21 protein-coding genes are annotated in these 26356 nt (G+C 33.4%); 6 read left to right on the top strand and 15 right to left on the bottom strand.

Translation table 11 applies throughout. The features are described from left to right. Nucleotides 1-238: 238 nt before the first annotated feature. The 3 genes from nrdF to nrdI all read right to left on the bottom strand — a co-directional run bounded on the left by nrdF (nucleotide 239) and on the right by nrdI (nucleotide 3780). Nucleotides 239-1207 (bottom strand): class 1b ribonucleoside-diphosphate reductase subunit beta, encoded by a 969-nt coding sequence (nrdF, locus tag CD036_RS04425; RefSeq protein WP_103388063.1) that lies wholly within the window; start codon nucleotides 1205-1207, stop codon nucleotides 239-241. 106 nt (nucleotides 1208-1313) lie between these two features. Further along, nucleotides 1314-3419: a class 1b ribonucleoside-diphosphate reductase subunit alpha gene (gene nrdE / locus CD036_RS04420; RefSeq protein WP_002508884.1), complete on the bottom strand. Its 2106-nt coding sequence runs from the start codon at nucleotides 3417-3419 to the stop codon at nucleotides 1314-1316. Then, a complete protein-coding gene (nrdI, locus tag CD036_RS04415; protein WP_002508885.1) occupies nucleotides 3382-3780 on the bottom strand; it encodes a class Ib ribonucleoside-diphosphate reductase assembly flavoprotein NrdI in 399 nt (132 codons plus the stop codon). Before nrdI ends, nrdE begins: the two co-directional genes overlap by 38 nt. A 677-nt stretch (nucleotides 3781-4457) precedes the next feature. On the opposite strand from nrdI, the gene CD036_RS04410 reads away from it, so the two are divergent. From CD036_RS04410 to CD036_RS04390, 5 genes are all read left to right on the top strand, one after another. Continuing rightward, nucleotides 4458-5348 carry a DMT family transporter gene (locus CD036_RS04410; protein WP_021459142.1) on the top strand — a complete coding sequence of 297 codons (891 nt, stop codon included), beginning with the start codon at nucleotides 4458-4460 and terminating at the stop codon, nucleotides 5346-5348. Between the two features lie 24 nt (nucleotides 5349-5372). After that, the gene (gene queF / locus CD036_RS04405; protein WP_002508887.1) at nucleotides 5373-5873 is read left to right on the top strand and encodes a preQ(1) synthase; all 501 of its coding nucleotides are present in this window, start codon (nucleotides 5373-5375) and stop codon (nucleotides 5871-5873) included. Nucleotides 5874-6154: 281 nt separating this feature from the next. Continuing rightward, a complete protein-coding gene (locus CD036_RS04400) occupies nucleotides 6155-7669 on the top strand; it encodes a peptide MFS transporter (RefSeq protein ID WP_103388062.1) in 1515 nt (504 codons plus the stop codon). Between the two features lie 383 nt (nucleotides 7670-8052). Next, nucleotides 8053-9555: a peptide MFS transporter gene (locus CD036_RS04395; RefSeq protein ID WP_103388061.1), complete on the top strand. Its 1503-nt coding sequence runs from the start codon at nucleotides 8053-8055 to the stop codon at nucleotides 9553-9555. Nucleotides 9556-9693: 138 nt separating this feature from the next. Next, the gene (locus tag CD036_RS04390; RefSeq protein WP_002508890.1) at nucleotides 9694-10632 is read left to right on the top strand and encodes a diacylglycerol/lipid kinase family protein; all 939 of its coding nucleotides are present in this window, start codon (nucleotides 9694-9696) and stop codon (nucleotides 10630-10632) included. 49 nt (nucleotides 10633-10681) lie between these two features. Here CD036_RS04390 and CD036_RS04385 read toward each other — a convergent pair whose 3' ends face one another. From CD036_RS04385 to CD036_RS04360, 6 genes are all read right to left on the bottom strand, one after another. Continuing rightward, entirely contained in the window at nucleotides 10682-11218 is a 537-nt protein-coding gene (locus CD036_RS04385; protein WP_002508891.1) for a 5' nucleotidase, NT5C type, read from the bottom strand. A gap of 80 nt (nucleotides 11219-11298) precedes the next feature. Beyond that, the gene (hisC, locus tag CD036_RS04380; protein WP_002508892.1) at nucleotides 11299-12354 is read right to left on the bottom strand and encodes a histidinol-phosphate transaminase; all 1056 of its coding nucleotides are present in this window, start codon (nucleotides 12352-12354) and stop codon (nucleotides 11299-11301) included. Between the two features lie 188 nt (nucleotides 12355-12542). Then, nucleotides 12543-14057 (bottom strand): ABC transporter permease/substrate-binding protein, encoded by a 1515-nt coding sequence (locus CD036_RS04375; protein ID WP_103388060.1) that lies wholly within the window; start codon nucleotides 14055-14057, stop codon nucleotides 12543-12545. Beyond that, nucleotides 14054-15010, bottom strand: coding sequence for an ABC transporter ATP-binding protein (locus CD036_RS04370; protein ID WP_103388059.1), 957 nt, complete (start codon nucleotides 15008-15010; stop codon nucleotides 14054-14056). The genes CD036_RS04375 and CD036_RS04370 overlap by 4 nt, the downstream gene beginning before the upstream one ends. A gap of 232 nt (nucleotides 15011-15242) precedes the next feature. Further along, nucleotides 15243-17021, bottom strand: a complete 1779-nt coding sequence (gene recQ / locus CD036_RS04365) for a DNA helicase RecQ (protein WP_103388058.1) — start codon at nucleotides 17019-17021, stop codon at nucleotides 15243-15245. A 13-nt stretch (nucleotides 17022-17034) separates the two neighbouring features. After that, nucleotides 17035-18924: an ABC-F family ATP-binding cassette domain-containing protein gene (locus CD036_RS04360; RefSeq protein ID WP_172606426.1), complete on the bottom strand. Its 1890-nt coding sequence runs from the start codon at nucleotides 18922-18924 to the stop codon at nucleotides 17035-17037. A 104-nt stretch (nucleotides 18925-19028) separates the two neighbouring features. Between CD036_RS04360 and CD036_RS04355 the strand changes: the two genes are divergently transcribed. Continuing rightward, the gene (locus CD036_RS04355) at nucleotides 19029-19847 is read left to right on the top strand and encodes a ZIP family metal transporter (RefSeq protein ID WP_103388056.1); all 819 of its coding nucleotides are present in this window, start codon (nucleotides 19029-19031) and stop codon (nucleotides 19845-19847) included. Nucleotides 19848-20056: 209 nt separating this feature from the next. On the opposite strand, the gene ltaS is transcribed toward CD036_RS04355, so the two are convergent. The 6 genes from ltaS to CD036_RS04325 form a co-directional block, all read right to left on the bottom strand. Next, nucleotides 20057-21997: a polyglycerol-phosphate lipoteichoic acid synthase LtaS gene (gene ltaS, locus CD036_RS04350; protein WP_103388055.1), complete on the bottom strand. Its 1941-nt coding sequence runs from the start codon at nucleotides 21995-21997 to the stop codon at nucleotides 20057-20059. A gap of 690 nt (nucleotides 21998-22687) precedes the next feature. Beyond that, nucleotides 22688-23692 (bottom strand): 5-oxoprolinase subunit C family protein, encoded by a 1005-nt coding sequence (locus CD036_RS04345; RefSeq protein WP_002508899.1) that lies wholly within the window; start codon nucleotides 23690-23692, stop codon nucleotides 22688-22690. Further along, on the bottom strand, nucleotides 23680-24387 hold the full coding sequence (locus CD036_RS04340) for a 5-oxoprolinase subunit B family protein (RefSeq protein ID WP_002508900.1): 708 nt from the start codon (nucleotides 24385-24387) through the stop codon (nucleotides 23680-23682). Before CD036_RS04340 ends, CD036_RS04345 begins: the two co-directional genes overlap by 13 nt. 22 nt (nucleotides 24388-24409) lie before the next feature. Continuing rightward, entirely contained in the window at nucleotides 24410-24613 is a 204-nt protein-coding gene (locus tag CD036_RS04335; RefSeq protein WP_002508901.1) for a hypothetical protein, read from the bottom strand. A gap of 125 nt (nucleotides 24614-24738) precedes the next feature. Continuing rightward, nucleotides 24739-25347, bottom strand: a complete 609-nt coding sequence (locus CD036_RS04330) for an aminotransferase class IV (RefSeq protein ID WP_103388054.1) — start codon at nucleotides 25345-25347, stop codon at nucleotides 24739-24741. Then, nucleotides 25347-26356: chorismate-binding protein (locus tag CD036_RS04325; RefSeq protein ID WP_258027388.1), on the bottom strand; the 1010-nt coding region annotated here is incomplete at its 5' end. The genes CD036_RS04330 and CD036_RS04325, both read right to left, overlap by 1 nt.

Here is a 26356-nt window from a genome sequence, read left to right as displayed (position 1 = left end):
AACATGGAGTGGGACAGAAATCTGATTTTGAAAAAATGATTTCGTTGTCCCACCACGGCAAGGATGACTAGCGTTGAAAAAAGCTTGGTTTGAAGTGCATTTTCAATGCAGTCAGCTACTACCAATATGAAAAGAGGTTGGGGCAACTCAATATTGTCCCAACCTCTTTATATTTTTAGTATAAGTTTGGCGTCTTTAACATAAATGAACGCTCAAATAGTTTAATTAATTAGATCTATTAATCTTCAAAAATAAAATCTTCATCTCGTAGCGCTTCAACGTTAAGTGCCAATGTATAGCCATCACCTTTTACAGAGAAAAAGTCATGATTTTTCGTTGATGTATCTAGTGCATTTTCAATGATTGGATTGAACTCACGTTCTTCAAAATATGGTTCAAATCCTAAGTTAGACAATGCTTTATTGCCGTTATATCTGACATAGTTTAAAACATCTTCACTGATACCGACTTCATCATATAAAGAATGCGTATAAGCTACTTCATTTTTATATAATTCATCTAACAATTTATACATTTCTAAATCTGCTTGTTGCTTTTCACTTTCTGACAACTCATTACGTAAACTTTGCGCATCCATACCAGTGAACACACCATGAATAGATTCATCTAATAAAATTTTACGAATGATTTCTCCAGAAGTTGTCATTCTACCTTGTCCTGCTAAATAAAGCGGGAAATAGAAACCAGAATAAAATAGAAATGTTTCTAAAAACACACTAGCTACACGTGCCATATATTGATCATAGATAGAAGCTTCTTTACCCCATAATTTATGATAAGTACTCACAATTTTTTCAGATTTAAATTTTAAATGGGGTTCTTCAATCACCCATTGGTCTAGTAAATAGTTTGTTTCACTAGATGGTAGCAATGTTGTAAAGATGTGTGAATAACTTTTAGCATGAATTTGCTCCATCATGCCCATAAATGAATACACTGCTTTTTTACGTAAATCAGTCGTATGTAACATAATCAAAGGCATACCATCATCCGCTTGATGTGTATCTAGCCCAGTTAAACCAGCTAAAGCTTTCTTAAAGGCTTCTTTTTCTGCTTCTGATAAAGTTTTCCAACTCGCTATATCTTTTGATACTTTAAATTCCGTTTCTACCCACATTTGTGAAATATTTTGTCGCCAAAACATGTTCGTAATATCTTCTTGTGTATTCCAATTGACTGCTTTCATGTATTTGATGCTCCAATCCAGTGTATATTTTTAATTTATGCAATGAGATGCAGAGGTCAGTACTAGACCAACCTCTGCTATATCACACAGACTTATCGTTTAACGATTAAATTGCACAGCTCGTACATTCTTCGACACTTAATAACTTATTACGTGTATAATATAGTGATTTTAATCCTTTATGATGTGCATATACATATAATCTAGATAACTCACGTGTAGAGATCTCTGAGTTAACATAAAGAATTGTCGAAATACCTTGGTCAACGTGAGTTTGAATTGTAGAAATTAAATCAATCAATTTCATTTGGTCTGTATTAAATGCTGATTTGTAATACCACATAGTTTCTGGTGATAAGAAAGGCATTGGATAAAACGTTTCAGCATTGCCGTACGTACGACGTTCGATTTGATCAACAATTGGCATTACTGAGCTAGTTGCATTTTGAACGTATGAAATGCTTTGTGTTGGTGCAATCGCAAGACGATAAGCATGGAATAGACCGTGTGTTTCAACTTGTTGTTGTAAAGCTTTCCAGTCTTCTGCTGTTGGAATAGTTAAATCTGCAAATAACTTACGAACTTTTTCGTATTGTGGCTCAAATGTTTGAGAAGTATAAAACTCAAAATATTTACCATTTGCATAATCTGACTGTTCAAAGTCTTTATAAGTTTCCCCACGTTCTTTAGCAATTTCCATTGAGCGTTCAATAGAATAATAATTCATCATCATAAAGAATATATTTGCAAAATCTTTAGCTTCTTCAGATTCATAACCAATTTTGTTTTTAGCTAAATAGCCGTGTAGGTTCATAACACCTAAGCCAACTGAATGTAGCTCACTATTTGCTTTTTTAACGCCTGGTGCGTTTTGAATATCCGCTTCATCACTAACTACAGTTAAAGCATCCATACCTGTATGCACTGAATCTTTAAATTTACCTGATTCCATTACGTTCACAATATTTAAGGAACCTAAATTACAAGAGATGTCACGTTTGATGTCATCTTCTGTACCGTAATCATTAATAATAGATGTTTCTTGTAATTGGAAAATTTCAGTACATAGGTTACTCATTTTGATTTGACCAATATCAGAGTTAGCATGTACTTTATTAGCATTATCTTTAAACATTAAATACGGATAACCAGATTGTAATTGTGTTTGTGCAATCATATTTAACATTTCACGCGCATCTTTTTTCTTTTTATCGACATTAGGGTTCGCTACTAAATCGTCGTAATATTCATCTAAGTTAATGTCATCTAATGTCACACCGTATTCATTGTAAATTGTGTGTGGTGCAAACATATAAAAGTCTTTACCTTCTTTAGCCAAGTCAAAGAACTTAGAAGGTACGATTAAACCAGTTGAAATTGTTGATAAACGTAAGTCTTCATCAGCGTTAACTTTTTTCGTATCCAAGAATTCTTCAACATCATAGTGGAAAATATTTAAATATACAGCACCTGCGCCTGGACGTTGTCCAAGTTGGTCTGCGTAACCAAATCCACCTTCTAATGATTTAGCAACTGGTAAGACACCTTTAGCTACACCTTTAATACCTTTGATTGCTTCACCACGTGCACGTAGTTTAGATAAGTTGATAGCCACACCACCACCAATTTTACTTAATTGTTTAGCTGTGGAATCAATGAAATTAATTGAATTCAAACTATCGTCTACTTCTAATAAGAAACATGATACTAACTCACCACGACGCGCACGACCAGCATTTAAGAAAGTTGGAGTCGCTGGTTGATAGCGTTGTTCAATCATCGCTGAAATAAATTGTTTTGCTGTAGCTTTATGACCATTAGCTAAATATAAAGCCACAATTGCTACGTGCTGATTATAATCTTCTAAATACTGTGATTTGTCATTGGTCTTCAAGGCATAATCCTTATAGAACTTACTTGCTGACATGTAACTTGCAAAAGTAAAATTGATACTTTTAGCAAATTCAGTAATTTCGATTAAATCTGCTTCTGAATATTTTGCAAAGACGTCAAAATAAAAATCATTATCTACAAGATAATGTAAACGTTCAAGCTCTGTATCAAAATATATTGTTTTGTCGTGAATTTCTTCTAAATAAACGGCTAAAGCCTCTTGATCCTTTTCTAAATTGAAAAAACCATTATCTTTACGTTTTGTAACTTCATTATTTAATTCAATGTGATTGTATTTCTTCTCGTCCATAGTCTTCATAGAATTGCCCCACCTTATCTTTAAATTCGGTCACATCATTAGATGTACCTTGTACTTCAAACTTCATCAAAAGCGGTACCTGGAAACGTTCTGCAATAGAACGGCCTGCTTTCGCAAAATTTTGTCCCCAGTTGCGGTTGCCACTTGCAGCAACTGCTTTTAATAAATCACTATTTGTGTCTAAAAATGATTGTACTGGTTGAGGCACTTCCCCAAAACCAATCGTCCCAGTGACCAATATATACGGTTCGTTTATGCGTTCAGAACAATTTAACTGTGTTAATTCCATTGTATTTTCAAGTTCTGCTTTTTTGATAAAGCGTCTCACATTACCTGAAAATGAAAAATACACGACCTTCATTGGACCACCTACTTTCTAAAATCATTGCTAAGCTGTAATTCAATTATAAATGTTCGCTTGCTTCTATCCATAGGTAAGCACAACATATAGTGTTTGTTAGTAGCTATCGCACTGTATGTAAATCAACATTTAAATAGTAATAATGCTTAATTTGTCATGTTTTCACCATATGTCTGGGTGTTAAATTACTTAATTGTGGTGCTTTTATATATGCGATATACAAACCAAAAACACAACATATTGTGTTTGTCTGTAATTCTTAATACTATATTATGTGTTTAATTATACATAATAAATTGTCACTTTTAAAGGGCAATGCTTTTGTAAAATTTCACCGAACTACTAACAAATGGCACCATTCCAAGTTTAAATTGCCTTTTTTCTGAGAAAAGATTTTTTTATTAAATTTTAAGGCTTTTTAATTGCCTTTTTCGAAACAATGTTAATCTCTTAATACTGTGCTTTTTCTCATACCTCGTCGCTCAATAATAAAATTAATGAATTTCACGCAGATTAAATCACAACATAATTTATTTTCAGATTTACCCACAAAAACAAGAACATGTGTTCGATTACAGGATAATACATTCTTTGATTAAACGCAACTACTTATGTACATTATCATTAAAATTGTGCTAATATGAATACGTTAAAATTTTGCAAATGAGGCGATATAATTGAATCCCAAAGTAAAAGGTATTATAGCGATATTAATTTCCGCTATAGGCTTCAGTTTTATGTCAGTCTTCTTTCGTTTAGCTGGAGATTTACCAGTCTTTCAAAAATCTCTTGCTCGAAACTTAGTATCATTATTTATTCCGTTATTTTTTATTTATAAATACAAACAACCACTTTTTGGCAAATTAAGCAGTCAACCTTTATTAATTACCCGTTCTATTTTAGGACTAATCGGTGTCTTGCTTAATATTTATGCCATCGATCATATGCTGTTAAGTGATGCAGATACATTAATGAAGTTAAACCCTTTTTGGACGATATTACTTAGTTTAATATTCTTACACGAAAAAGTACGAAGATATCAAGTCATTGCTATGATTGTGGCAATTGTTGGTATGTTATTTGTAGTAAAACCTGAATTTTCTTCTGCAATGATCCCTGCACTAGGTGGTTTATTCTCTGGCATATTTGCAGCCAGTGCTTACACGTGTGTACGTGCATTAAGTAGTAGAGAAGCACCCTATACGATTGTATTTTATTTTTCACTCTTCTCTGTTGTTGCCTTAATACCTTTCACACTGTTTACCTATGAGCCTATGTCTTGGTTACAAGTATTGTACCTTATCGGTGCAGGTTTAGCTGCTGCAGTTGGTCAAATTGGTATAACACTAGCTTATAGTTATGCCCCTGCCAAAGATATATCTATTTTCACATATGCATCAATCATCTTTACTGCCTTTTTCGGCTTCGTATTATTCGGAGAATCACCTGATATGTACGCTACTCTAGGTTATGTCATAATTATTGCAGCAAGTTATTATATGTTTGAAAAAGCAAGACGACAACCAATAGAAGCAACGCAAGAAAATCAATCACAAACGACGAAATAAATGTTATACAAAGGAGACATTTTTATGACTGAAGGACGCAAATCTGATGAATTACAAGATATTACCTTATTAGGTAACCAAAATAATAAGTATGACTTTGATTACAGACCAGACGTATTAGAATCATTTGACAATAAACACCCTGGACGTGACTATTTTGTTAAATTTAATTGTCCGGAATTCACGTCACTTTGCCCTATTACAGGACAGCCTGATTTTGCGACGATCTATATTTCTTATATACCTAACATTAAAATGGTAGAATCAAAATCTCTAAAATTATATTTATTTAGCTTTAGAAATCATGGAGATTTCCATGAGGATTGTATGAATATTATAATGAATGATTTAATTGATTTAATGGACCCACATTATATTGAAGTATGGGGCAAATTCACTCCACGTGGAGGTATTTCCATCGACCCATATACGAACTACGGTCGACCTGATACTAAATATGCAACAATGGCAGAACATCGCCTAATGAATCATGACCTTTATCCAGAAAAAATAGATAATCGTTAAACTAACCCGAAAGCGACTGGGACATGAATCCCATTCTCAAAATAAGAGGACTAATCCTTAATTTGGATTAGTCCTCTTTATTTTTAACTGTGCGTGCTTTCCGTGGGCACTGACTCAGCCTGTAGTCTTCGGCTAATGCTTTTCCCACAGAGATATTTCTATCCCAACTTTTTTTATAATTTACAATTCCTTCATTATAAAATGTTATCGCTTTAAATTTTTCTTGTCTTTTCGTTATTAAAAGTATAGAATAAATTCAACCATTTATGGGGAGGGAAATTATGAAAAAAAATAATTATAGTCACGAAGAAATTATGGAAAGCACACCGCGGACTGGCTTCTTCGGTCATCCTAAAGGACTAAGCACTTTATTCTTTACTGAGTTTTGGGAGAGATTCAGTTACTATGGTATGAAAGCAATATTAGTTTATTACTTATACTATAGTGTTGCTGATGGCGGCTTTGGTTTAGATGAAGCTGTTGCATTACAAATTGTTGCACTTTATGGAACTTTAATTTATATGTCTGGTATTATTGGAGGTTGGATTGCTGACCGTATTACCGGCACTCAACATGCAGTTTTCTATGGTGGGTTCCTCATCATGATTGGACATATATTACTATCGCTTCCGAATAATCTCACACTTGTAATGATTGCATTACTCTTTATCATCGCTGGAACAGGATTATTAAAACCTAATATTTCAACAACGGTCGGAGAGTTATATGACCGCAATGATGTTAGAAGAGACGCAGCATTTACATTATTTTATATGGGAATCAATTTAGGGGCTCTGATTTCACCATTACTTACTGGTTACGTCCAAACACGCTTTGGCTTCCACGGTGGCTTTTTAATTGCTGCTATTGGTATGCTTTGTGGGTTAATTTTGTACGCAGTTAAACGTAAAAAGAATTTAGGTTTAGCGGGATTAAACGTACCTAATCCACTTACTAAACCAGAAATTAAACGTGTAGCACTTATCACTGTTATAGTATTAATTTTATTTGGTCTCTATCTATTTATTTTACATTTAAACAACGCATTAACACTAGGTAATTTCAGTGTACTTATTACGTTCCTAGGCATTGTATTACCAATATATATTGTTGTGAATATGTTAGTGAGTAAACAAGTAACGAAAGACGAAAAATCTCGTGTATGGAGTTATGTTCCATTATACATAGCATCTGTAGCATTCTGGATGATTCAAGAGCAAGGATCTACTATCCTAGCCTCTTTCGCAGATAAAAAAACACAATTAGAAATGTCTGAATTAACAGGTGGGTTAATTGATTTTTCAATCCCAGCTTCATGGGCACAATCATTAAATCCAATTTTCATCGTCTTACTTGCACCTGTCTTTGCAACATTATGGGTTAAGCTTGGTAAACACAATCCACCAACAGTAAATAAGTTTGCTTATGGTACAATCATCGCCGGTCTATCTTATATTGTTATGATTATTCCGCTACAAAGTGGTGTGGAGTTAGTTAATCCATTGTGGTTAGTATTAAGTTTCTTACTTATTACCATCGGTGAATTATGTATTTCTCCAGTAGGTTTATCAACATCTACTAAACTTGCACCATTAACATTTACTGCTCGTATGATGAGCTTATGGATGTTAAGTAATGCTACGGCGCAAGGTTTAAATGCACAACTCGTTGTAGTTTATACAAAAATAAATCAAAGTGATTACTTCATGTACTCAGGCATCGTTGCGATTGTGATTGGTATTTTATTATTATTCATTTCGCCAATTGTAAAACGTGGTATGAAAGGTGTCTACTAGTCACTAATTAATACAACTGACTAATTTATGTTAGTCAGTTCTTACTGCCAACAAAGTCTCTGACTTTGTTGGCAGTTTTTTTATGCAAGTTTTCCGCGGGCACTCCCTTAACCTATTTAGTCTCCGACTAGTGATTTTCCCCACAGATTGCCACTGCCATTATTATGATATTCACTCATACATTCTAGTAACTATATTGTTTCGTTTTTACTTAGGCGTAATCACATATTGTTTAAAATTAAATAAAAACATATATTAATTATACGCATTAAAAAACTGAATATTTTGAATATTTTTATTTTTAGAATATTGTTGAAATTAATTTTGTTTAAGCGTAAAATTTCTTTTATACATTTTTTTAGGGAGAAAGGAAGGGATGTTACTTGGCTTACGATAACACCCAAAATCAAGACGTTCCGAATGTTCCTCAACACGGGTTCTTTGGACATCCACGTGGTCTTGGTGTATTATTTTTCGTTGAATTTTGGGAGAGATTCAGCTATTACGGCATGCGTGCGTTATTACTATTTTATATGTACTTTTCAATCAAAGATGGCGGTTTAGGCATTGATGAAGGTACTGCTCAATCAATCATGGCCGTATACGGCTCATTAATCTATATGACATCCGTTCTAGGTGGCTGGGTTGCAGACCGTATTACTGGGACACGTGCTGCTAACTTATATGGTGCTGTCTTTATTATTATCGGGCATGTCTGTTTAAGTTTACCGATCGGCATGACTGGTCTATTTACATCTATGTTCTTCATCATAGTTGGTTCTGGTTTAATGAAACCTAATATTTCTAACATTGTTGGACGACTTTATCCAGTAAATGATAAACGTATTGATGCTGGGTTCGTTATTTTTTATATGTCTGTCAACATGGGTGCACTTATTTCACCATTAATCTTAAACCAATTTGTTGATAGCGGGAATTTCCACACAGGCTTTTTAATCGCCGCATTTGGTATGGCTTTAGCTTTAGTATGGTATGTATTGTTCAACCGTAAAAATTTAGGTGATATTGGTGTTAAAGCTACTAATCCTTTATCAGCGAGTGAGAAGAAAAAATATACAATCTTGTTTGTTGCAATTGGACTTATTATTGCACTAGTCTTACTTATCACAGGACTTACAGGAACACTATCATTTAACATTATTAGTACAGCAGTGTTAGTTCTTGGTATTGTGTTACCAATTTGTTACTTCACAATTATGATTCGTAGTAAAGACGTTACAGATGACGAACGTTCTCGTGTCAAAGCATTTATACCATTGTTCATTTTAGGTGTGCTTTTCTGGTCTATTCAAGAACAAGGTGCGAATGTTTTAAATATTTTCGCATTAAAACAAAGTGATATGACTTTAAATATCTTTGGCTGGCAAACTGGATTCGGACCAGCCATTTTCCAATCAATTAATCCATTGTTTATCGTGTTACTAGCACCTGTGATTTCATTAATTTGGAGAAAAATGGCTAGAAATCAACCTAGTTTGGCAACAAAATTTGTATTAGGCGCTATATTAGCTGGTCTTTCTTACATAATGATTGCCTTAGTAAGTTATACTGCCGGCGCTACATTTAGTGTTAACTGGATTATTTTATCTTATATCATTTGTGTTATTGGTGAACTATGTCTATCACCTACAGGTAATAGTGCTGCTGTGAAATTAGCACCAAAAGCATTCAATTCACAAATGATGAGTTTATGGTTATTAACTAATGCTACTGCTCAAGCCATAAACGGAACATTAGTTAAGTTAATTGAACCACTTGGTTATAAAAATTACTTTTTATTCTTAGGAGCTATTTCCATTATCATCAGCCTTATTGTTTTAGCCTTTGTGCCTAAAATTGTAAAAGCGATGAGAGGTATTAGATAACGCTCTTATAACTGATAAAATTATTGTAATATATTAAAACACTGCAAGTATCTATACTTTGCAGTGTTTTATTTTTGTGTTATTCACAATGTACTGTACAATAGTAACGATAACTATGATTTCTAGGGAGGCTCATGCATGACAACTCAATATAATCACGGTGTTCTATTTTACCACAAAGGTTCCGGTCTTAAAGCTATCCATGAAGGCTTAGGTGAAGTCGTTAAATCACTAACACCTCTTTGTAAACATCTATCAATTCAGCTAAGTGAGCATGAAGGTGATATTATTAAATATTGCGCACAAATAAAAACTGGAGACTATAGTACAGATGTCGATATATTATTTATTTTAGGCGGAGATGGAACAGTCAATGAGCTCATCAATGGAGTTTTACAACATAATTTAGATGTGCCACTTGCCATTATCCCAGGAGGTACGTTTAATGATTTCACCAAAACGCTTAACTTGGATCCACGGTATAAAATAGCGAGTCAACAACTTCAAAATGCAACTCCACAACCATATGATGTGATGAAAGTGAACGATCGTTATGCTTTAAATTTTGCAGGTCTCGGTTTAATAGTTCAAAATGCTTTAAATGTGCAACAAGGCAACAAAGATGTCTTCGGTAAATTGAGTTATGTAGGGTCTACAGTCAAAACATTAGTGAATCCTGAATATGTCAACTATACGCTTAATGTAGATGGCAAAAAGCTTGAAGATGAATCTTCAATGATTCTCGTAGCAAATGGCCCCTTTATCGGAGGCAATCGAATACCTATGACGGATCTATCGCCTAATGATGGCTATTTAAATGTTTTTATTTTTGATAACCAAAAATTCAGCGTCTTTACTGATGTTTTTAAACAACGCGATAGTATGAACTGGAATAATATTTCTCAGGGTATCCAACATATCCCAGCAAAACAAATTACTATCAGTACTGACGATACACATCAAGTAGATATTGATGGTGAGATTGCTTTAACAACACCACTACAAATAGAAATTATCCCAAGTGCAGTACGTATACTGACATTAACTTCACCTACAGTTAATACAGATGCCAACTAACAACATAAAAGGACAGTGCAACTTTTACGAGTTACACTGTCCTTACTTTTTATTTATTTCCAAGGAAATAATCTGCTACATCTTGCCAGTTATTTACTCTAGTAAATCTATCATCATTAATATTGTGCGATGCAGTGTACATTATTGGTTCTCCAGTGAAAATACTAAGTTGACGTGGATTATCATCAATTAAATAATCTGCATTCACAATATTTTTTCTACCACAAAACACAAAATGTTGTGGATCTAAAAATGGAAAGTACTCTCGCAACCATTCGTACTTATCATGGAAAGATGTCGGTACGTCCATCGCAGCTGTTGCAATATAAACATCATAATATGCAGTTAGCTTCTTCACTACTTCTTGTGCTTGAGCCATAACCTCTAGCTGACCAAAAAATCCTGGTTCGCGTAAAATTTCTGTCAATAAACCATCGTGTTCTGGCATAGCATGACGTAATTTTTTACCGTCTAACATATCATAGCTGATACCTAAATCTGTACGTTCATTGACACGTTTAATTAGTGCTCCTACAGTGTCTGCTAACACTTCATCCATATCAATAGCGATTGATTGTCTCGTCATCTTATTCTTCTTCTCCCTTTTCGTTCATTTAACTCAAAATACCAAACTTTTATACTACCTTAACTATACTTAAGACTCTCTTAAAACTCAAACTGTTGCAATACTTCACGCATTTTTTCATTTTGTTCTGGGAAACCAATAGTAATTCTCACACCATTTGGAAACTCACGAGTAATACATCCTACATTTAGTAACGCTTCATATAATTGATGCGGTTTATCGGTCTTAACAAAGATAAAATTAGTTTGACTTGGATAAAAATGTTTACTTTGTGGTAGCTCAAAAAATTTCTCACGTTCATTTGCATTACGTTCTTGAATAGATTGTAAATATGCTTGATCTTTAAAAGCTGCTAAAGCTGCATATTCTGATAAACGTCCTACATTAAATGGTGGTCGAATAATATTCCATTGTTCTATCGCTTCCTCTGAAGCAATAACATAGCCTACACGTAAACCTGCGAGTCCATATGCTTTAGAAAATGTACGTAAAATAAAGGCATTAGCAAATTCTTTTTGTAACGCTAAGGCATCTGGAAAGTCATTGGCCGTAACAAATTCAACGTAAGCTTCATCTAAAATAACTGGAACGTGACTTGGTACATTTTGTAAAAAGTGTGTTAATTCCTCATGTGTAAAGTATGTACCTGTAGGGTTATTTGGATTACAAAGCCACACTAATTTTGTCTCATTATCAATTTGTGCTAATATACCGTCTAAATCAAAGTGTCCATTTTGTAATGGTACTTGTACTACATTTGCCGATTCTACAATAGCATTATGATAATATTGGCCAAAAGTCATCTCACTCGTCACAATTTTATCACCTGGTGTTAATACTGCTCGTGAAATCATTAAAATAACTTCATCCAAACCTGCTCCAAATAAAATTCGTGATGGTGCTACGTCTAATGCTTTGCTGATTTCTTCTTTAAGTAATGGAGAACCAGTTTCTGGATAATAACATAATTCGTCCACATTGGCTTGAATTGCTTCTTTGGCTTTGGGTGATGGACCATATAAATTTTCATTAGATGCTAATTTATACAATTCTCCTTCAATACCATATTCTTCCTTCAATGCACGTGGTGATAAACCTGGTTGATACGCTGATAATTGTTCGATTTGCTTTTTCATCGTTGCATCGGTCCTCCTTCATATTAACTACAAAAATTTCAAAACTTATCCACTATTATAACGCTTTAATCTGTTGAAAAGCAATCTACTCTCATTAATTAAAAAATGCTGAGACTAGCGTTCTACATGCAACATTGCTAGTAGAATTTATATAGCTAATCTCAGCAAAATATTTGAATCTTGTAATTTTAGTCAACCAAGTTATGTTTTTCTAAATAGTTTTTAGCCACTTCATAAGGATCTTGCTTTTTAACGGTAACTTGATAGTTCATCTCTTGCATTTCTTCGTCTGTAATTTTACCAGCTAGTTTATTTAATGGGTCTTTGATTTCTGGGTGGTCTTTCAAATAAGATTCTTTAAACATTGGCGCACCTTGATATGGTGGGAATACTTTTTTCGTATCTTTTAAAACAACCATATCATATTGTTTTAATTCAGCATCAGTTGAATACGCATCAATTAAATTAATATCATTGTTTTCAACGGCTTGATATCTTAACTTAGGTTCCATTGTTTTAATATTATTTAAATTTAAACCATAAGCTTTTTTAACAGCTGGATAACCATCTTTTCGGTCATTAAATTCCAACGTAAAACCAGGTTTTAATTGGTCTTCTACTTTTTGAAGATCAGCAATTGATTTTAAGTTATGCTTTTCAGCAAAATCACGTTTTACTGCTAACGCATAAGTATTATTATATGACATTGGCTTTAACATCGTCATATCAAACTTGTCCTCTAAACTCGTTTTTGCTTGTTGATAAACTTTACTTTCTTCTTTAGATTGTAAATCTTCTTTCGTCAGTTCACCTAATACTGTACCTGTAAATTCTAAATATCCATCAATATCATCAGATTTTAAAGCATTAAATAAAAATGATGTTTTGCCCATACCATCTTTAATTTCGACAGTATCATCCGTATTATCTTCAATTAAAATTTTGTACATATTTGTAATTATAGATGGCTCTGAGCCTAATTTACCTGCTATTGTTACCTTATCACCCTTATTAGCAAGTAACGGTGCAATAATTACTAGTATTAAAATAACAGAGATAATAGCTAATGACATCACTAATTTTTTATAAGATAAATGTTGCATAAACCGTAGTACAATATCAAAAATTATGGCTAATAATGCAGCTGGAATAGCACCAATAAGAATCAATGCTGAATTATTGCGGTCGATACCTAGTAAAATCAAATCACCCAGTCCACCTGCGCCGATTAGTGCGGCAAGGGTCGCTGTGCCGATAATTAAAACCATAGCAGTACGAATACCAGCCATAATCACGGGCATTGCTATTGGCAATTCAACCTTTGCTAACCTTCTACCCGGTTTCATACCAATCCCTTTTGCTGCTTCAACGAGAGATGAATCTACTTCATTTATCCCTGTATATGTATTTCTTAAAATAGGTAACAATGCATATACAACAAGCGCAATTACAGCAGGTACTTTGCCGATACCAAATAATGGGATCATTAATCCTAACAACGCTAAAGACGGTATCGTTTGTAAAATCGCTGCGATATTCATTACCACTTCTGCAAATTTAGTCGTTTTAGTTAATAGTATACCTAATGGTACCCCTATTAAAGCTGCTATCAACAAAGCAATAAAGGATAACTGTATATGTTCGACAATTGTCGTCAATAGTTCGCCTTTACGTTCCGAGAGTGTCTCAATTAAAGCATTCATTGTAACACTCCCCCTTTATTTTGCTTATTTAAGTAAGTAAACATATCTTTACGATGCAATTGGTAATTCTTCTTAGACTCTGTCTCAATAATGGTTATCATGTCATATTGTGCTAATAACTGAAACGCTTCTTCTATTTTAGCCGTACTCTTTAACGTTGGAGTGTTTGTAACTGATGACACTTCCGCTTCACTTAAATAAGGTAATATAGATGCTATTGTAGGTGATGTCTGTATATGTTGACCTAAAAATTGTTTCACAAAATCATTTTTAGGATGTTTCATAAAGTTTTCAGGTGTATCAATTTGCTCGACCCGTCCATCATTTAATAAACAAATACGATCCCCTAATTTGATTGCCTCTTGAATGTCATGCGTCACAAAGACGATTGTTTTCTTAATTTTACGTTGTAATTCGATTAAATCATCTTGCAGTTTTTCACGACTAATAGGATCCAATGCACTAAATGGTTCATCCATTAAGATAACGGGTGGATCTGCTGCTAATGCTCTAATAACACCTACACGTTGCCTTTGCCCACCTGATAACTCATCAGGCTTTCGGTATTTAAATTGCTCTGGCGTTAAACCAACCATATCAAGTAATGTATCCACACGCTGTTCTATGTCTTGTTCTGACCATTTTTTCATTTGTGGCACTTGAGCAATATTTTCTTTTATGGTCATATGCGGGAATAAAGCGATCTGTTGTAATACATAGCCAATATCCCAACGCATTTCATATATTGGATAATCACTAATTGGTTTACAATTAAAATATATATAACCATTCGTCAATGATATTAATCTATTAATCATTTTCAAAGTGGTAGTCTTCCCACAACCTGAAGGGCCGATCAACACAAAGAACTCCCCTTGTTCAATGTTAAACGACACATCATCAACTGCTGTTTTCTCACCATAACGCTTTGTTACGTTTTTAAATTCTATCATAACTGTCACCTTCATTTTCATTTCGAAATATAGTAGTTATACCTCATTGTTTGCTCTATTCCCTATTCATTTACATCTTAAATATAATTATTTACACAAGTCAAAGTTATTAGTTTCTTTCAAAAAAAGAAGTTTACATCACAAAACCACATGGGCAGACGATCATGTACTGCTTGTTTTGCTGTAAACTTCTGTTTGTACCTTTAGTACTTCAACTAACGGTATATATGCACTAAATTTGTGCTTTATAAGATTGAATTGTTTCTAAAAACTTAGGACAATAATGTTTTAATTTATAACTTCCGACACCGTCAATAGCAATCATATCTTGTTTTGATTCAGGTTTACGTTTGGCAAATTCTTCCAATGTATAATCTGAAAAAATACTTACAGGCGCTATTTCTAATTGTTCACTTAGTTGTTGTCGCACTGATTTTAATTCATCAAATAAAGCTTTATCAACACCTTCTACCGTGTTAATACTAACTTTCTCTTTAGACTTACGTTTAAATGGTGTTGTAAAGACTGCTGCATTCGCATTTAATAATTTTTTCACTGATGCATCGCACGTTAATATTTCATCATGCTCATTTAAATAGCCTTTAAAACGAAGTTCATCAATTAAATGACTTAAGTCTGATGTTGTATAATCTTTCATTAATCCATGAGTTGATAACTGATCATAATCACAATATTTAATATAGTCCGATGTCTCGCCCCTTAATACTTGAATAATCACGCTGTAACTTTCTTGTTGTTTCATTCTGGCAATACAACTAATTATCATTTTAGCTTCATCTGTCATATCGTAAGTTTTATTTTCATGTACACAATTACTACATTGCTGACATTCTTCTAGTTTTTCATTAGGTTCAAAATAATGTACGAGTGTGGCCTCTAAACATTTTTTAGTTTTTGTGTATTGAATCATTTTTGTCAGCTTTTCACCCATTTTATCTTTATAATCATCGTCTGCTTTAGACACTGAAATAAAATATTGATGTAAGCCAATATCTCGTTCACTGAAGAGGAGAATACAATCACTATTTAATCCATCACGACCTGCACGTCCTGCTTCTTGATAATAGGATTCTAGATCTCCTGGCATATTGTAATGAATTACATATCGCACGTTCGATTTATCAATTCCCATACCAAAGGCATTTGTAGCTACGACTACACGAACACGATCATATACAAAGTCATTTTGTGCTTGTTCTCTTTCTTTATTTGATAGACCCGCATGATAAATCGTACTTTGAATATTTTGATCTTGAAAAGCTTCATGAAGCTCTTCCACTTGTTTACGTGTCGAACAATAAATGATCCCTGCAACATCTGAGTGTTCTTTAACATAATCTAGGACAAATTTTTGCCGTTGATACGTTGGATTAACTTTAAACACCAAATTACGACGTTTAGTGCTTGTTTTAATCTCATCATTTTTATTAATATTCAAACGTTGCATAATATCTTTTTGCACTTCTGTAGTTGCAGTAGCAGTCAAAGCTACAATCGCAAAATCTTGAGGTAACGCAAAGACTTTATGAATAACTTCTTGGTAACTTGGTCTAAAATCGTGTCCCCATTTTGAAATACAGTGTGCTTCATCAAAAGCAACTAAAGGGATAGTCAATTGTTGTAATAAGTTGACGAAATACCCATTATCAAAACGCTCAGGTGCTACATATAGAAATTGTACTTCACCACGTAATAGCTCTTGTTCTACAGCTTTTTGTTGTTTTTGAGTCATACTACTATTTAAATAAGCTGCATTAATCCCAGCAGCATTCAGTTGATCTACTTGGTCTTTCATTAAAGAAATGAGTGGACTAATAACAATTGTTGTCCCATCAAGCATCAAACCTGGAACTTGATAACAAATTGATTTACCTCCACCTGTAGGTAAAACGCCCAACACATTGCGATGATCTATGATTTTACTAATGATTTCCTTTTGGCCAGGACGGAAAGTCTCATAACCAAAATAATGTGATAAAGTTGTTTCCATGTTTTAAAATCCCTCATTGTTCATTTAATTCTTCTAGTTCACTCCATCGTGCAATATCATTCTCATATTGATTTTCTAGTTGTTGTTGCTCTTCATTTAATTCTTTGATTTTGGCATAATCAGAACTTGCCTCTATCATTTCTTGCTCAATCGTTGTCAATCTGTCCTCAGTTTGATCAATTCTAGCTAGTATTGTTTCAAATTCTTGTTTTTCTTTATAAGATAGCCCTTTTTTCTTCTTTTTTACATTCTGTTGCTGAGTTTTATTATTGGCTTTTTCTGTTGCTGCTTGTGCTTTGTCTTGTTCTCGTTTCACTGCTTCATAATCTTCAAAAGAGCCTATAATACGTTCTAATTTACCATCGTGAATATACCAATATTCTTGGGCAACTTTGTTTAAAAAGTAGCGATCATGGCTTACCGTAATAACTGTTCCACCAAATGAATCGATGTAATCTTCTAAAATAGTTAATGTTTCAGTATCTAAATCATTGGTAGGTTCATCTAGTAATAAAATATTAGGTTGATGTACTAACAATTTCAATAAATAAAGTCGCTTTTGTTCTCCCCCAGATAATTTGAATAACTTTTTACCGTGTGTTGCACTAGGAAATAAAAACCGCTCCAATAATTGTGTTACTGAAACTGTTGTGCCATCTTTTTCTTTGGCAGTCTCACTTTCTTCTCTCAAATAATCAATCATACGTATATCTCTGTCTAAGCGTTCATCTGTTTGTTTAAAGTATGCCACTTTAACAGTTTGACCTATTTTTAACTCACCAGTAAAGTTATCATCTTCACCACTTAAAATATTTAATAGCGTTGTTTTACCTGCACCATTCGGCCCTACAACACCTATTTGTTGACCATTTTGAATAACTTCAGTAATACTGTCGAATAGTACTTTATTATTAATTTGTTTTGTCACTTCGTCTAATTCAAATACTTGCTTACCTAAGCGAGAATAAGCTAAGTTTAGCGATCCTTTATCTTGCTGTTGTTGATTTTGCACATCTTGTTCCAACGAATTAAAACGGTTGATACGCGCTTGTTGTTTCGTTGTACGTGCTTTCACACCTGCTCTCATCCAAGCAAGTTCTTGTTTATACAAAGCCTGTTGCTTTTGTTGTTGTTTTTGAGCGATTACTTCATTTTCTGCTCGCATTGTAATGTAACTTTCATAGTTACCTGGATACGTAGTTAACTTGCCTTGGTTCAGTTCGATGATACGTGTTGATACTTCGTTTAAAAAGTAACGATCATGAGTTACGAATAAGACAGTGTGTGGATACTGTTTCACAAAATTAATTAACCAATTGATAGATTCAAAATCTAGATGGTTAGTTGGTTCATCTAATAATAATAAATCTGGTTGCTCAATTAAAGTTTTAGCCAAGCCAACACGTTTTTGCTGACCACCAGATAATTCGCTAACATTTTTCGACGTCTCGACAATACCCAACTTAGATAGAATTGTTTTAATTTCTGCACTATAATCCCAAGCGCCTTGCGTATCCATTGCCTCTTGCGCACGCATCATCATTTGAAAATTAGCTTCTGTTTGTTGTTCAGTATATTGTGCAATTGCATTTTCATACGTTCGGATTGTTTTTAATGTTTCTGTTTCCGAAGACAACACTGCTTCAAACACAGTCATATCATCATCAAATTCTTGCTTTTGTGATGAATAACGAATGCGATATGCATTAGGATGATTAATGTCAGCCTCATAGTCTTCATCTAAATTAGCAATGACTTTAAGTAAGGTACTTTTGCCTGTACCGTTTATACCAACAAGACCTATTTTTTCACCTTCCGAAATAGATAAATGTAAATCGTCAAAAATAGTTTTGTCCGCATACGATTTATGTAAATGTTCAATTTTATATGCTTCCATGCTCAACATCCTTTAAATATCGAAAATTCTGAGTATCTCTGTTAAACTTATTTTCAGTTCCATATATTATACACCTTTTTGAGTTCAAATGATACAAAGGAGATTAGCTTATGGTTGAATTTTTTCAAGATTTACCTCCATATCTGCAAGCACTTATTGCAGGTATTATTACCTGGCTCTTAACAGCTTTAGGAGCTTCATCCGTTTTCGTGTTCAAAAACGTTAACGAGAAAATACTGAATTCTATGCAAGGTTTTGCTGCTGGTATCATGATAGCAGCTAGTTTTTGGTCATTATTGCAACCTGCTATCTCTTATAATGAGGATTCAAATTTATCATGGTTACCGGTTGCAATAGGCTTTTTATTAGGCGGTTTTTTTATTCGAGCTTTAGATATTATCATTCCGCACATACACCAAAATGCAGTAGATGCCCAGCAATACCAAGAAGGTCCTAAAACAGACAAACTAAACAAAAATACCCTTCTTGTATTGGCTATTACATTGCATAATATTCCCGAAGGTTTGTCTATTGGGGTTGCTTTTGGTGGTATTGTCTCAGGAAATGGTGAAGCAACATTCTTAGGTGCACTAGGTTTAGCCATCGGTATCGGAATTCAAAATATCCCTGAAGGCGCAGCATTATCTATGCCTATACGTGCCGCTGGTGCCTCACGTTGGAAAGCTTTCAATTATGGTCAGGCTTCTGCTATTGTAGAACCTATTTTTGCCACTATTGGAGCCGCTACGGTATTAATCATTACACCAATGTTACCTTATGCATTAGCGTTTGCTGCTGGTGCAATGATATTCGTTGTAGTAGAAGAATTGATACCCGACTCTCAATCTGGCCAAAATACAGATTTAGCCACACTTAGCCTTATGTTAGGATTTACCATTATGATGATTTTAGATGTGGCTTTAGGTTAAATTTCCCTATAGTAATAACCGACATTTAGAAAGTCATAAGCGTATCATCCTTTCCACTAATAGCTATGATGAACAACTATTAATTGAATAATGGCACTAAAAAACTGAGCGTAGCAATCACTTACTTGCTACACTCAGTTTTTTTATTAAAATTACTATATTCACAAAAAAGCTAAGGCGAATATTCATCGCCTTAGCTTTTTACATGATTAATGTTTTTCTTGCCCTTTAGGGCCTGGTTCATAACTATATTCAGATGGTTTTATCTTATCAAAATCAGGATTATCATAGAATCTGAATAAATCACCATTTAACACGCTGTCACTCATTTCTAAGTCTTTTTCAGCTTGTTGTTTACGTTTTTCAAAGTCTTTAGGTTTCTCTGTGATTAATTCATTATCTTTATTGGAGTAAATTTTACCATTTACATATTTATAATCTTCTGTGATAAAGTCACCATTTCTAAATGGCACTGTATCATTATGTTCTTTAGATAATAAATCAGTTCCCATCATTAGATAATTTTTCGTATCAATACCTAATAAATGTAACATTGTCGGCATAACATCCGCTTGTCCAGCGTATGTTTCATCTACAGTACCTTCTTTACCTGGTATTTTAAGCCAGAATCCTGTACGGTTAAGGTCTGTGAATTTAGCCGGCGTAATCTCTTCACCTAATAATTTTTCCATAGCTTTGTTATGGTTTTCTGATATACCGTAATGGTCACCATAAATCATAATTACTGAATCGTCATATATACCTTTTTTCTTAAGATCTGTAATAAAGGCTTCTAAAGACTCATCTAAATAACGCGCTGTTTGTACATAACCATCTACTGTAGAGTCACCCGTTTGTGGTGATTCTATCGTTTGATCCTCTGGAGCTAACGTAAATGGATAATGATTTGTTAATGTGATCAAGTGACTATAGAATGGTTGTTTTTCTTTGGCTAAATAATTTGCTGATTCCTTAAAGAATTCTCTATCTTTTAATCCAAGATTTTCTAAGTTCTCTTGTGACATATCATAATAAGTCGCATCGTAGAACTTGTCTATACCAAAGTGTTTATAAATTTGATCTCGGTTCCAGAACGTTTTGTAGTCACCATGCATAACACTAGATGTGTAACCTTGTTTCTGATCCATAATCGCTGGTAACGATTGGAATGTATTATCACCTTTTAATGAAAAGGCAGAACCTTGTGGTAAACCATACAAACTGTTATCCATCGTAAATTCTGAATCCGATGTTTTACCTTGCCCTGTTTGATGGAAGAAGTTTGGATAATATCTAAAGTCTTGATTACCAGTAGATAATTTATTTAAGAATGGTGTCACTTCTTCACCATTAACTTTTTTATTTATTAGGAAAGTCTGGAAACTTTCTAAATGAATTTTAATAACATTCTTTTTCTTCGCAGCACCATAATATTCTTTATTAGGTTCTACGCGTTTTTGTTTAGTGTAATTCAACACTTTAGTTAAATCATCTTCATTTGCTAAAGCTTTTTGTTGTTTATTTTGAATTGTTTTTACACCATCGTAGACTGTGAAGTTATATGGTCCTAAATATTTCACTAAATATTTATGATCAAATGTACGAGTTAATAACTCCGGACGATCAGACTCAGCAAACGCTAAGTTCAAGAAGAATAATGCAATTGATGCTGCCATCACGACTGGTACAAATTTCTTACTAAACACACGTTTATCTAACCATTTTTGTTTAAATATTAAAACAAACAAATAGATTATTGTGTCAACAAAGTAAATAAAATCGTACCATTTAAATGAAGCCGTTACGGCACCACCCATAGAATCTACATTACCTACTTGATTTAATGTACTGAATGTTAAAAAGTCAGAAAAGAATCTGAAATAAACAACATTCGCATATAATAAGAAACTAAGTAAAAAGCCACCAATAAAGATAAACCAAAATGCTTTTTTACCTTTAAAGAATAAAAATAAACTCAATACTAATGCTATTAAACTGTATGGATTCATTAAAAGGATTAAATTTTGTACTAACCCTTTTACACCTAAAGAAAAATCAACATAATACGAAAAATACGTTTTTAACGTAACCGTAATCACTGTTAGTATAAAAAACGCAAATAGCGTCAATTTTTTCTTGTGTATACTCATGATTGTTTCCCCCGTTAATTTTTTTAATAGGATGGACATCGTATCTTCCATTCCCTAAAAGTTAATAAAATACTTTTATTTAATATATGTATTGTTTGCATTAAATATATAACGCAGACAACGCATAGTGCGTTTGGCTGAAGTTACTTCATGAGTTTGTCATATTTTCTGAATTAATTTTCTAAAGTCGATTTAAGAACATAACTCATATGTCATTTTTATTTTGTCATTAATGTCATTATCATGATTTTATTGTGAACTATTTTAACACAATATTTAAATTTTATAGTTTAAACATCAACTGTAAATTAGATTTAAAATCTTCTTTGTAGCTTATATAAACAATTTACAATCAAGAGTGCTTTGTAATCTTTTTGTAACAAAACGTATATAGTTCAATTAATAAATATAAAGCAGTTCCAGCAAAATTTCAAGTGAAAGCATAACGTTTCCGTTTGTTTTAACATTATTTATTCGGCTTTTATTGCAAAAATTGAAGTCGCTATTTAATTATACGTAGGTTTTACTATTAATTAATCGGACTATAGTCTTATTAACAAATAAAAACACGAAGCAACATTCTAACAATGTCTTCGTGTTTTCATTATTCTCGCATTAATTTTAATAAGTAGTGTTTAAGTCCAAATAAGCCAAGTACTTATTAAAGTCTGCCCACAACTTACGTATTTACTATTTAAGCATTTCTAATTGCATTCTATACTCAATACCATGAAACAGTTGATTTAACCAATTGCTATATTTTACTAAATTCATTTCTGCTGTTTCCACATCGATAAATTGGAACTTCAGTTTTTCACCTTGATGTTTTTGCCCTAACTTCGTTAAGTGATACGTAGCAATCGTTCCAATTTGCGGATAACTACCTAACGTGTAATGATCATTTAACAGCACGATTGGGGTGCCATCACGTTTTACTTGAATTGTCCCTTTTTGTACAGATTGATGCGGAGGCATGTCATCATAATAAGCTTTCACAGATTGTCCTTCTACAACCATTCCTACTCGATTTGCTTTACTCGTAACTTTATATTCACCTGTAGTAAAACGTTCTAACACCATAGTGTCAAAATCATCTGTACCTTTATTTTTTATTACGTGAAAAACATCTGACATATAATTAAATGATAGTGCGTAACCATCTATGCCCCAATTCGTTTGATGCGTTTCTTCTAAATTTTCAAACAGTTTGTGATGGCGTTCAGTGTACTCACGCTTCATATTAATTTCATCACCTGTTTGTAATTGTCTACCTTCAAAGCCACCAATGTGTGATTTAAAATCCGTAGAAGTAGAACCTAACCAATCGTCCAATTCGAAACCACCACCGACTGCTAAATACACTCTTGAAGTACGGTTAGTTTCAATGAAAGTTAAAACATCACCTTTTTCCATTAAGTATAATTTGTTCGGCAAAATAGTTAAATTTGCTGTTGCTGCTTTAAACGTGCCACCGCTTAATGCTATTAACGTTGGTTCCGTGAACCTAATGCTCGCCATTTTATTAGTCATTTCAAGCGTTGCTTCATTCTTATCATTTGCCACAAGACGATTAGCAATTTCATGAGATAGAGGGTCTAAAGCTCCACCTCTAATAACACCTAAATGCTCGTACCCTTGACGTCCAAAGTCTTGAAAGCTTGAAAACAAACCTGCATTTTCAATTATGATTGACATGGATTAAAGCCCCCTAAATCTAACTCATGTGGTTGATAAGCTTTAAACTGAACATTATCACCGAGTTTAAGTTTTGTGAAATCTTCTTGTTGTGGATCAAATAATTTTATAGGTGTATAACCAATAACTAACCAATCACCATATGTATCTGTAGTATTAATACCTGTTTTTTTACCTTCAATGATTACTGCACCTGCAGGAATAAATGTCTTTTCCTTTCCTGTATGGTTAACGAATAAGCGTTTGTCCATTCCAGTTAAATACGGAAAGCCTGGTGAATAACCCATCATCGACACAAAATAGTTATTTTGTGTATGTAACTTTATAAATGAAGATAAATCCATATCATAGAAGTTTAATAAAGCATCTAAATCGGGACCATATGCACCACCATAAACAACTGGGATTTCAGTCACATTTTCAGATGAAGGTACATGTCGAATTTCTAATTGGATAGATTCTATTAAATCTTTCATATATTTAAATGGAGAATTAATATTATGATGTTTAATCATATCTCGTGCATCATAACAAATCATAATGTCGGATTCTGTTGGTACAATTTCCGTAATAAATGGATAATCGTGGGCAACAAAATAATCTTTTAATGCTAACAAGTCCTCCGTTAAATCTTGAGATACTTCTTTTTCAATAGAAACGACAATTGCTTGATCCCCTTGACTATAAATCTTCATAACTTCACCTCATAATTTGTTTCTAATTATAAAATACTTCTAAACCTTGGATTATTTTATCTACAACTGTACCTATAAAAAAATAGACAAACACCATTTCTAAAATACAAAGTAATACGAGAATACTAAATGAAAGGCCCCAAGTATACTGTTCATGTTTTGTAGTGAGTAACCATTTAACTAGCAGCGTTGTCACTATAATAAGTACTAACCATATTATTAACATTTGTTAACTCCAGTCTATACTAATTCACGTCTTTATATTTTCATTGTATTCTTAATTACGCGTCAAGAACTAATAAAATAACTATGCGTCTTTATAAAACGCGTTGCTTCAATACTTCACCTATTCTATAGATAAATTTCAACATCAGCAACCTCGCGTAAACTATTTATTAACATTACTTCAATTAAATCATGTTGTACTTTATATTTAAATGACGCTATATCGTAATCTTTAACTTTCACTTTTTCCTGTTCTAGTAAATATTGACGCATTGTCCCACGCAAGAAGTCATCATTATAAAACGGTGTATACCATTGATCATCTTCTTTTATAACAATATTGCCAATATCAAATTCTAATATTTTACCTTCTTCATTATATAATAAAATTAAGTCCGTTTCATGATTGTGTCGTAAATGCTCGCGTTGTGATGTTTTATTAATGACATATGCTTTAGGTACATGTTGAGACACACACTGTAATTTTGCAGTAAAGTGATTTTTAGTTGTAAGTGGGAATATTTGATAGTCCATTTTCCCACTTTCATCCAATGTCAATTTAATGCGTTTCATTTGTGTTGGATATTGCTTTTCGATTGATGTAATCGTGTCATCCCACAACTTGTCGTTAAATGGGTATGCAAACTGTTTACTCGATTGTTTAATACGTGCTTTGTGATAGGCTAAACGCTTTATTTGACCTTCACCTAATTGCATAGTTTCAAATAATATCATTACAATCTCCCCAATATTTTGGATTTATCTTTAAATTCTTGTATTTCTGCTTGTGGATCAGAATCAATGGTAATACCTGCACCCACACCATAGACCGCTTCATTTTCAATATACTGTAATGTTCTAATTGGAACATTAAAAATCGCACGCTGTTCTGGCAACAATAAACCTATAGTGCCACAGTATATATTTCTAGGCACTTGTTCTAATTGCTTAATATATTTCATTGTATTTAATTTCGGCGCACCTGTAATCGAGCCACATGGAAACAATGCCGCCATTATATTATTCAATGTTAACGCAGGTCGTAGTTTGCCACTAACCATAGATGTCATTTGATATACTGTATGATACATTTCAATAGCAAATAAATTATACACTTTAACCGTATCTGTTTGAGCAATTCGAGCGATATCATTACGCAATAAATCAACGATCATAACATTTTCAGCTTGATCCTTTGCCGAGTTTCGTAAACGCTCATAGTTTGCTGCATCTGCTGCTGGTGTAACACCACGTGCAATCGTTCCTTTCATTGGCTTACTTACAATCATATTCGAATGCCCTTGAAAATCACCTTGTTGAAAGAATAATTCAGGTGATGCCGAGGCAACTTTAATTTCATCTGTATCTAGTAGCACTCCATAATTTCCATTATTGTGACATCGTAATTGATAATACAATGTAGAAATATGCTCTTGTATAGGAGCTTTTAGTCGTGTCGTATAATTTACTTGATACGTATTACCATTAACAATTTCTTGTTGCACTGTTTTAATATGAGTTGTTAACGTATCATCTGGCAATATAAATTGAAATTGATGTTTATTTTCCGTCTGCTGTATAGACTCAATTTGATGTCCTTGAACTGTATCAGCAAATACATATGCTGCCGCATAGATGTAAGAAGACGGCACTGTACAAGTAGCCATATCTTCATTATAAAAAGGTGCCGCTTCGTAAGGTAAATACAACGCAACGTAATAGCCAGCTGCTTGCATCTGTTCTG

This window comes from Staphylococcus arlettae (assembly GCF_002902345.1).
Taxonomy (GTDB): Bacteria; Bacillota; Bacilli; order Staphylococcales; family Staphylococcaceae; genus Staphylococcus; species Staphylococcus arlettae.
The sequence above is the reverse complement of the archived record's forward strand: the minus strand, read 5'-3'. Positions and strand labels throughout refer to the sequence as shown.

What these genes read in the sequence shown, in the direction of transcription:
- nrdF (WP_103388063.1), bottom strand. Translation starts at nt 1,207, where the DNA reads ATGAAAGCAGTCAATTGGAATACACAAGAAGATATTACGAACATGTTT.
- nrdE (WP_002508884.1), bottom strand. Translation starts at nt 3,419, where the DNA reads ATGAAGACTATGGACGAGAAGAAATACAATCACATTGAATTAAATAAT.
- nrdI (WP_002508885.1), bottom strand. Translation starts at nt 3,780, where the DNA reads ATGAAGGTCGTGTATTTTTCATTTTCAGGTAATGTGAGACGCTTTATC.
- queF (WP_002508887.1), top strand. Translation starts at nt 5,373, where the DNA reads ATGACTGAAGGACGCAAATCTGATGAATTACAAGATATTACCTTATTA.
- CD036_RS04400 (WP_103388062.1), top strand. Translation starts at nt 6,155, where the DNA reads ATGAAAAAAAATAATTATAGTCACGAAGAAATTATGGAAAGCACACCG.
- CD036_RS04390 (WP_002508890.1), top strand. Translation starts at nt 9,694, where the DNA reads ATGACAACTCAATATAATCACGGTGTTCTATTTTACCACAAAGGTTCC.
- CD036_RS04385 (WP_002508891.1), bottom strand. Translation starts at nt 11,218, where the DNA reads ATGACGAGACAATCAATCGCTATTGATATGGATGAAGTGTTAGCAGAC.
- hisC (WP_002508892.1), bottom strand. Translation starts at nt 12,354, where the DNA reads ATGAAAAAGCAAATCGAACAATTATCAGCGTATCAACCAGGTTTATCA.
- CD036_RS04375 (WP_103388060.1), bottom strand. Translation starts at nt 14,057, where the DNA reads ATGAATGCTTTAATTGAGACACTCTCGGAACGTAAAGGCGAACTATTG.
- CD036_RS04370 (WP_103388059.1), bottom strand. Translation starts at nt 15,010, where the DNA reads ATGATAGAATTTAAAAACGTAACAAAGCGTTATGGTGAGAAAACAGCA.
- recQ (WP_103388058.1), bottom strand. Translation starts at nt 17,021, where the DNA reads ATGGAAACAACTTTATCACATTATTTTGGTTATGAGACTTTCCGTCCT.
- CD036_RS04355 (WP_103388056.1), top strand. Translation starts at nt 19,029, where the DNA reads ATGGTTGAATTTTTTCAAGATTTACCTCCATATCTGCAAGCACTTATT.
- ltaS (WP_103388055.1), bottom strand. Translation starts at nt 21,997, where the DNA reads ATGAGTATACACAAGAAAAAATTGACGCTATTTGCGTTTTTTATACTA.
- CD036_RS04345 (WP_002508899.1), bottom strand. Translation starts at nt 23,692, where the DNA reads ATGTCAATCATAATTGAAAATGCAGGTTTGTTTTCAAGCTTTCAAGAC.
- CD036_RS04340 (WP_002508900.1), bottom strand. Translation starts at nt 24,387, where the DNA reads ATGAAGATTTATAGTCAAGGGGATCAAGCAATTGTCGTTTCTATTGAA.
- CD036_RS04335 (WP_002508901.1), bottom strand. Translation starts at nt 24,613, where the DNA reads ATGTTAATAATATGGTTAGTACTTATTATAGTGACAACGCTGCTAGTT.
- CD036_RS04330 (WP_103388054.1), bottom strand. Translation starts at nt 25,347, where the DNA reads ATGATATTATTTGAAACTATGCAATTAGGTGAAGGTCAAATAAAGCGT.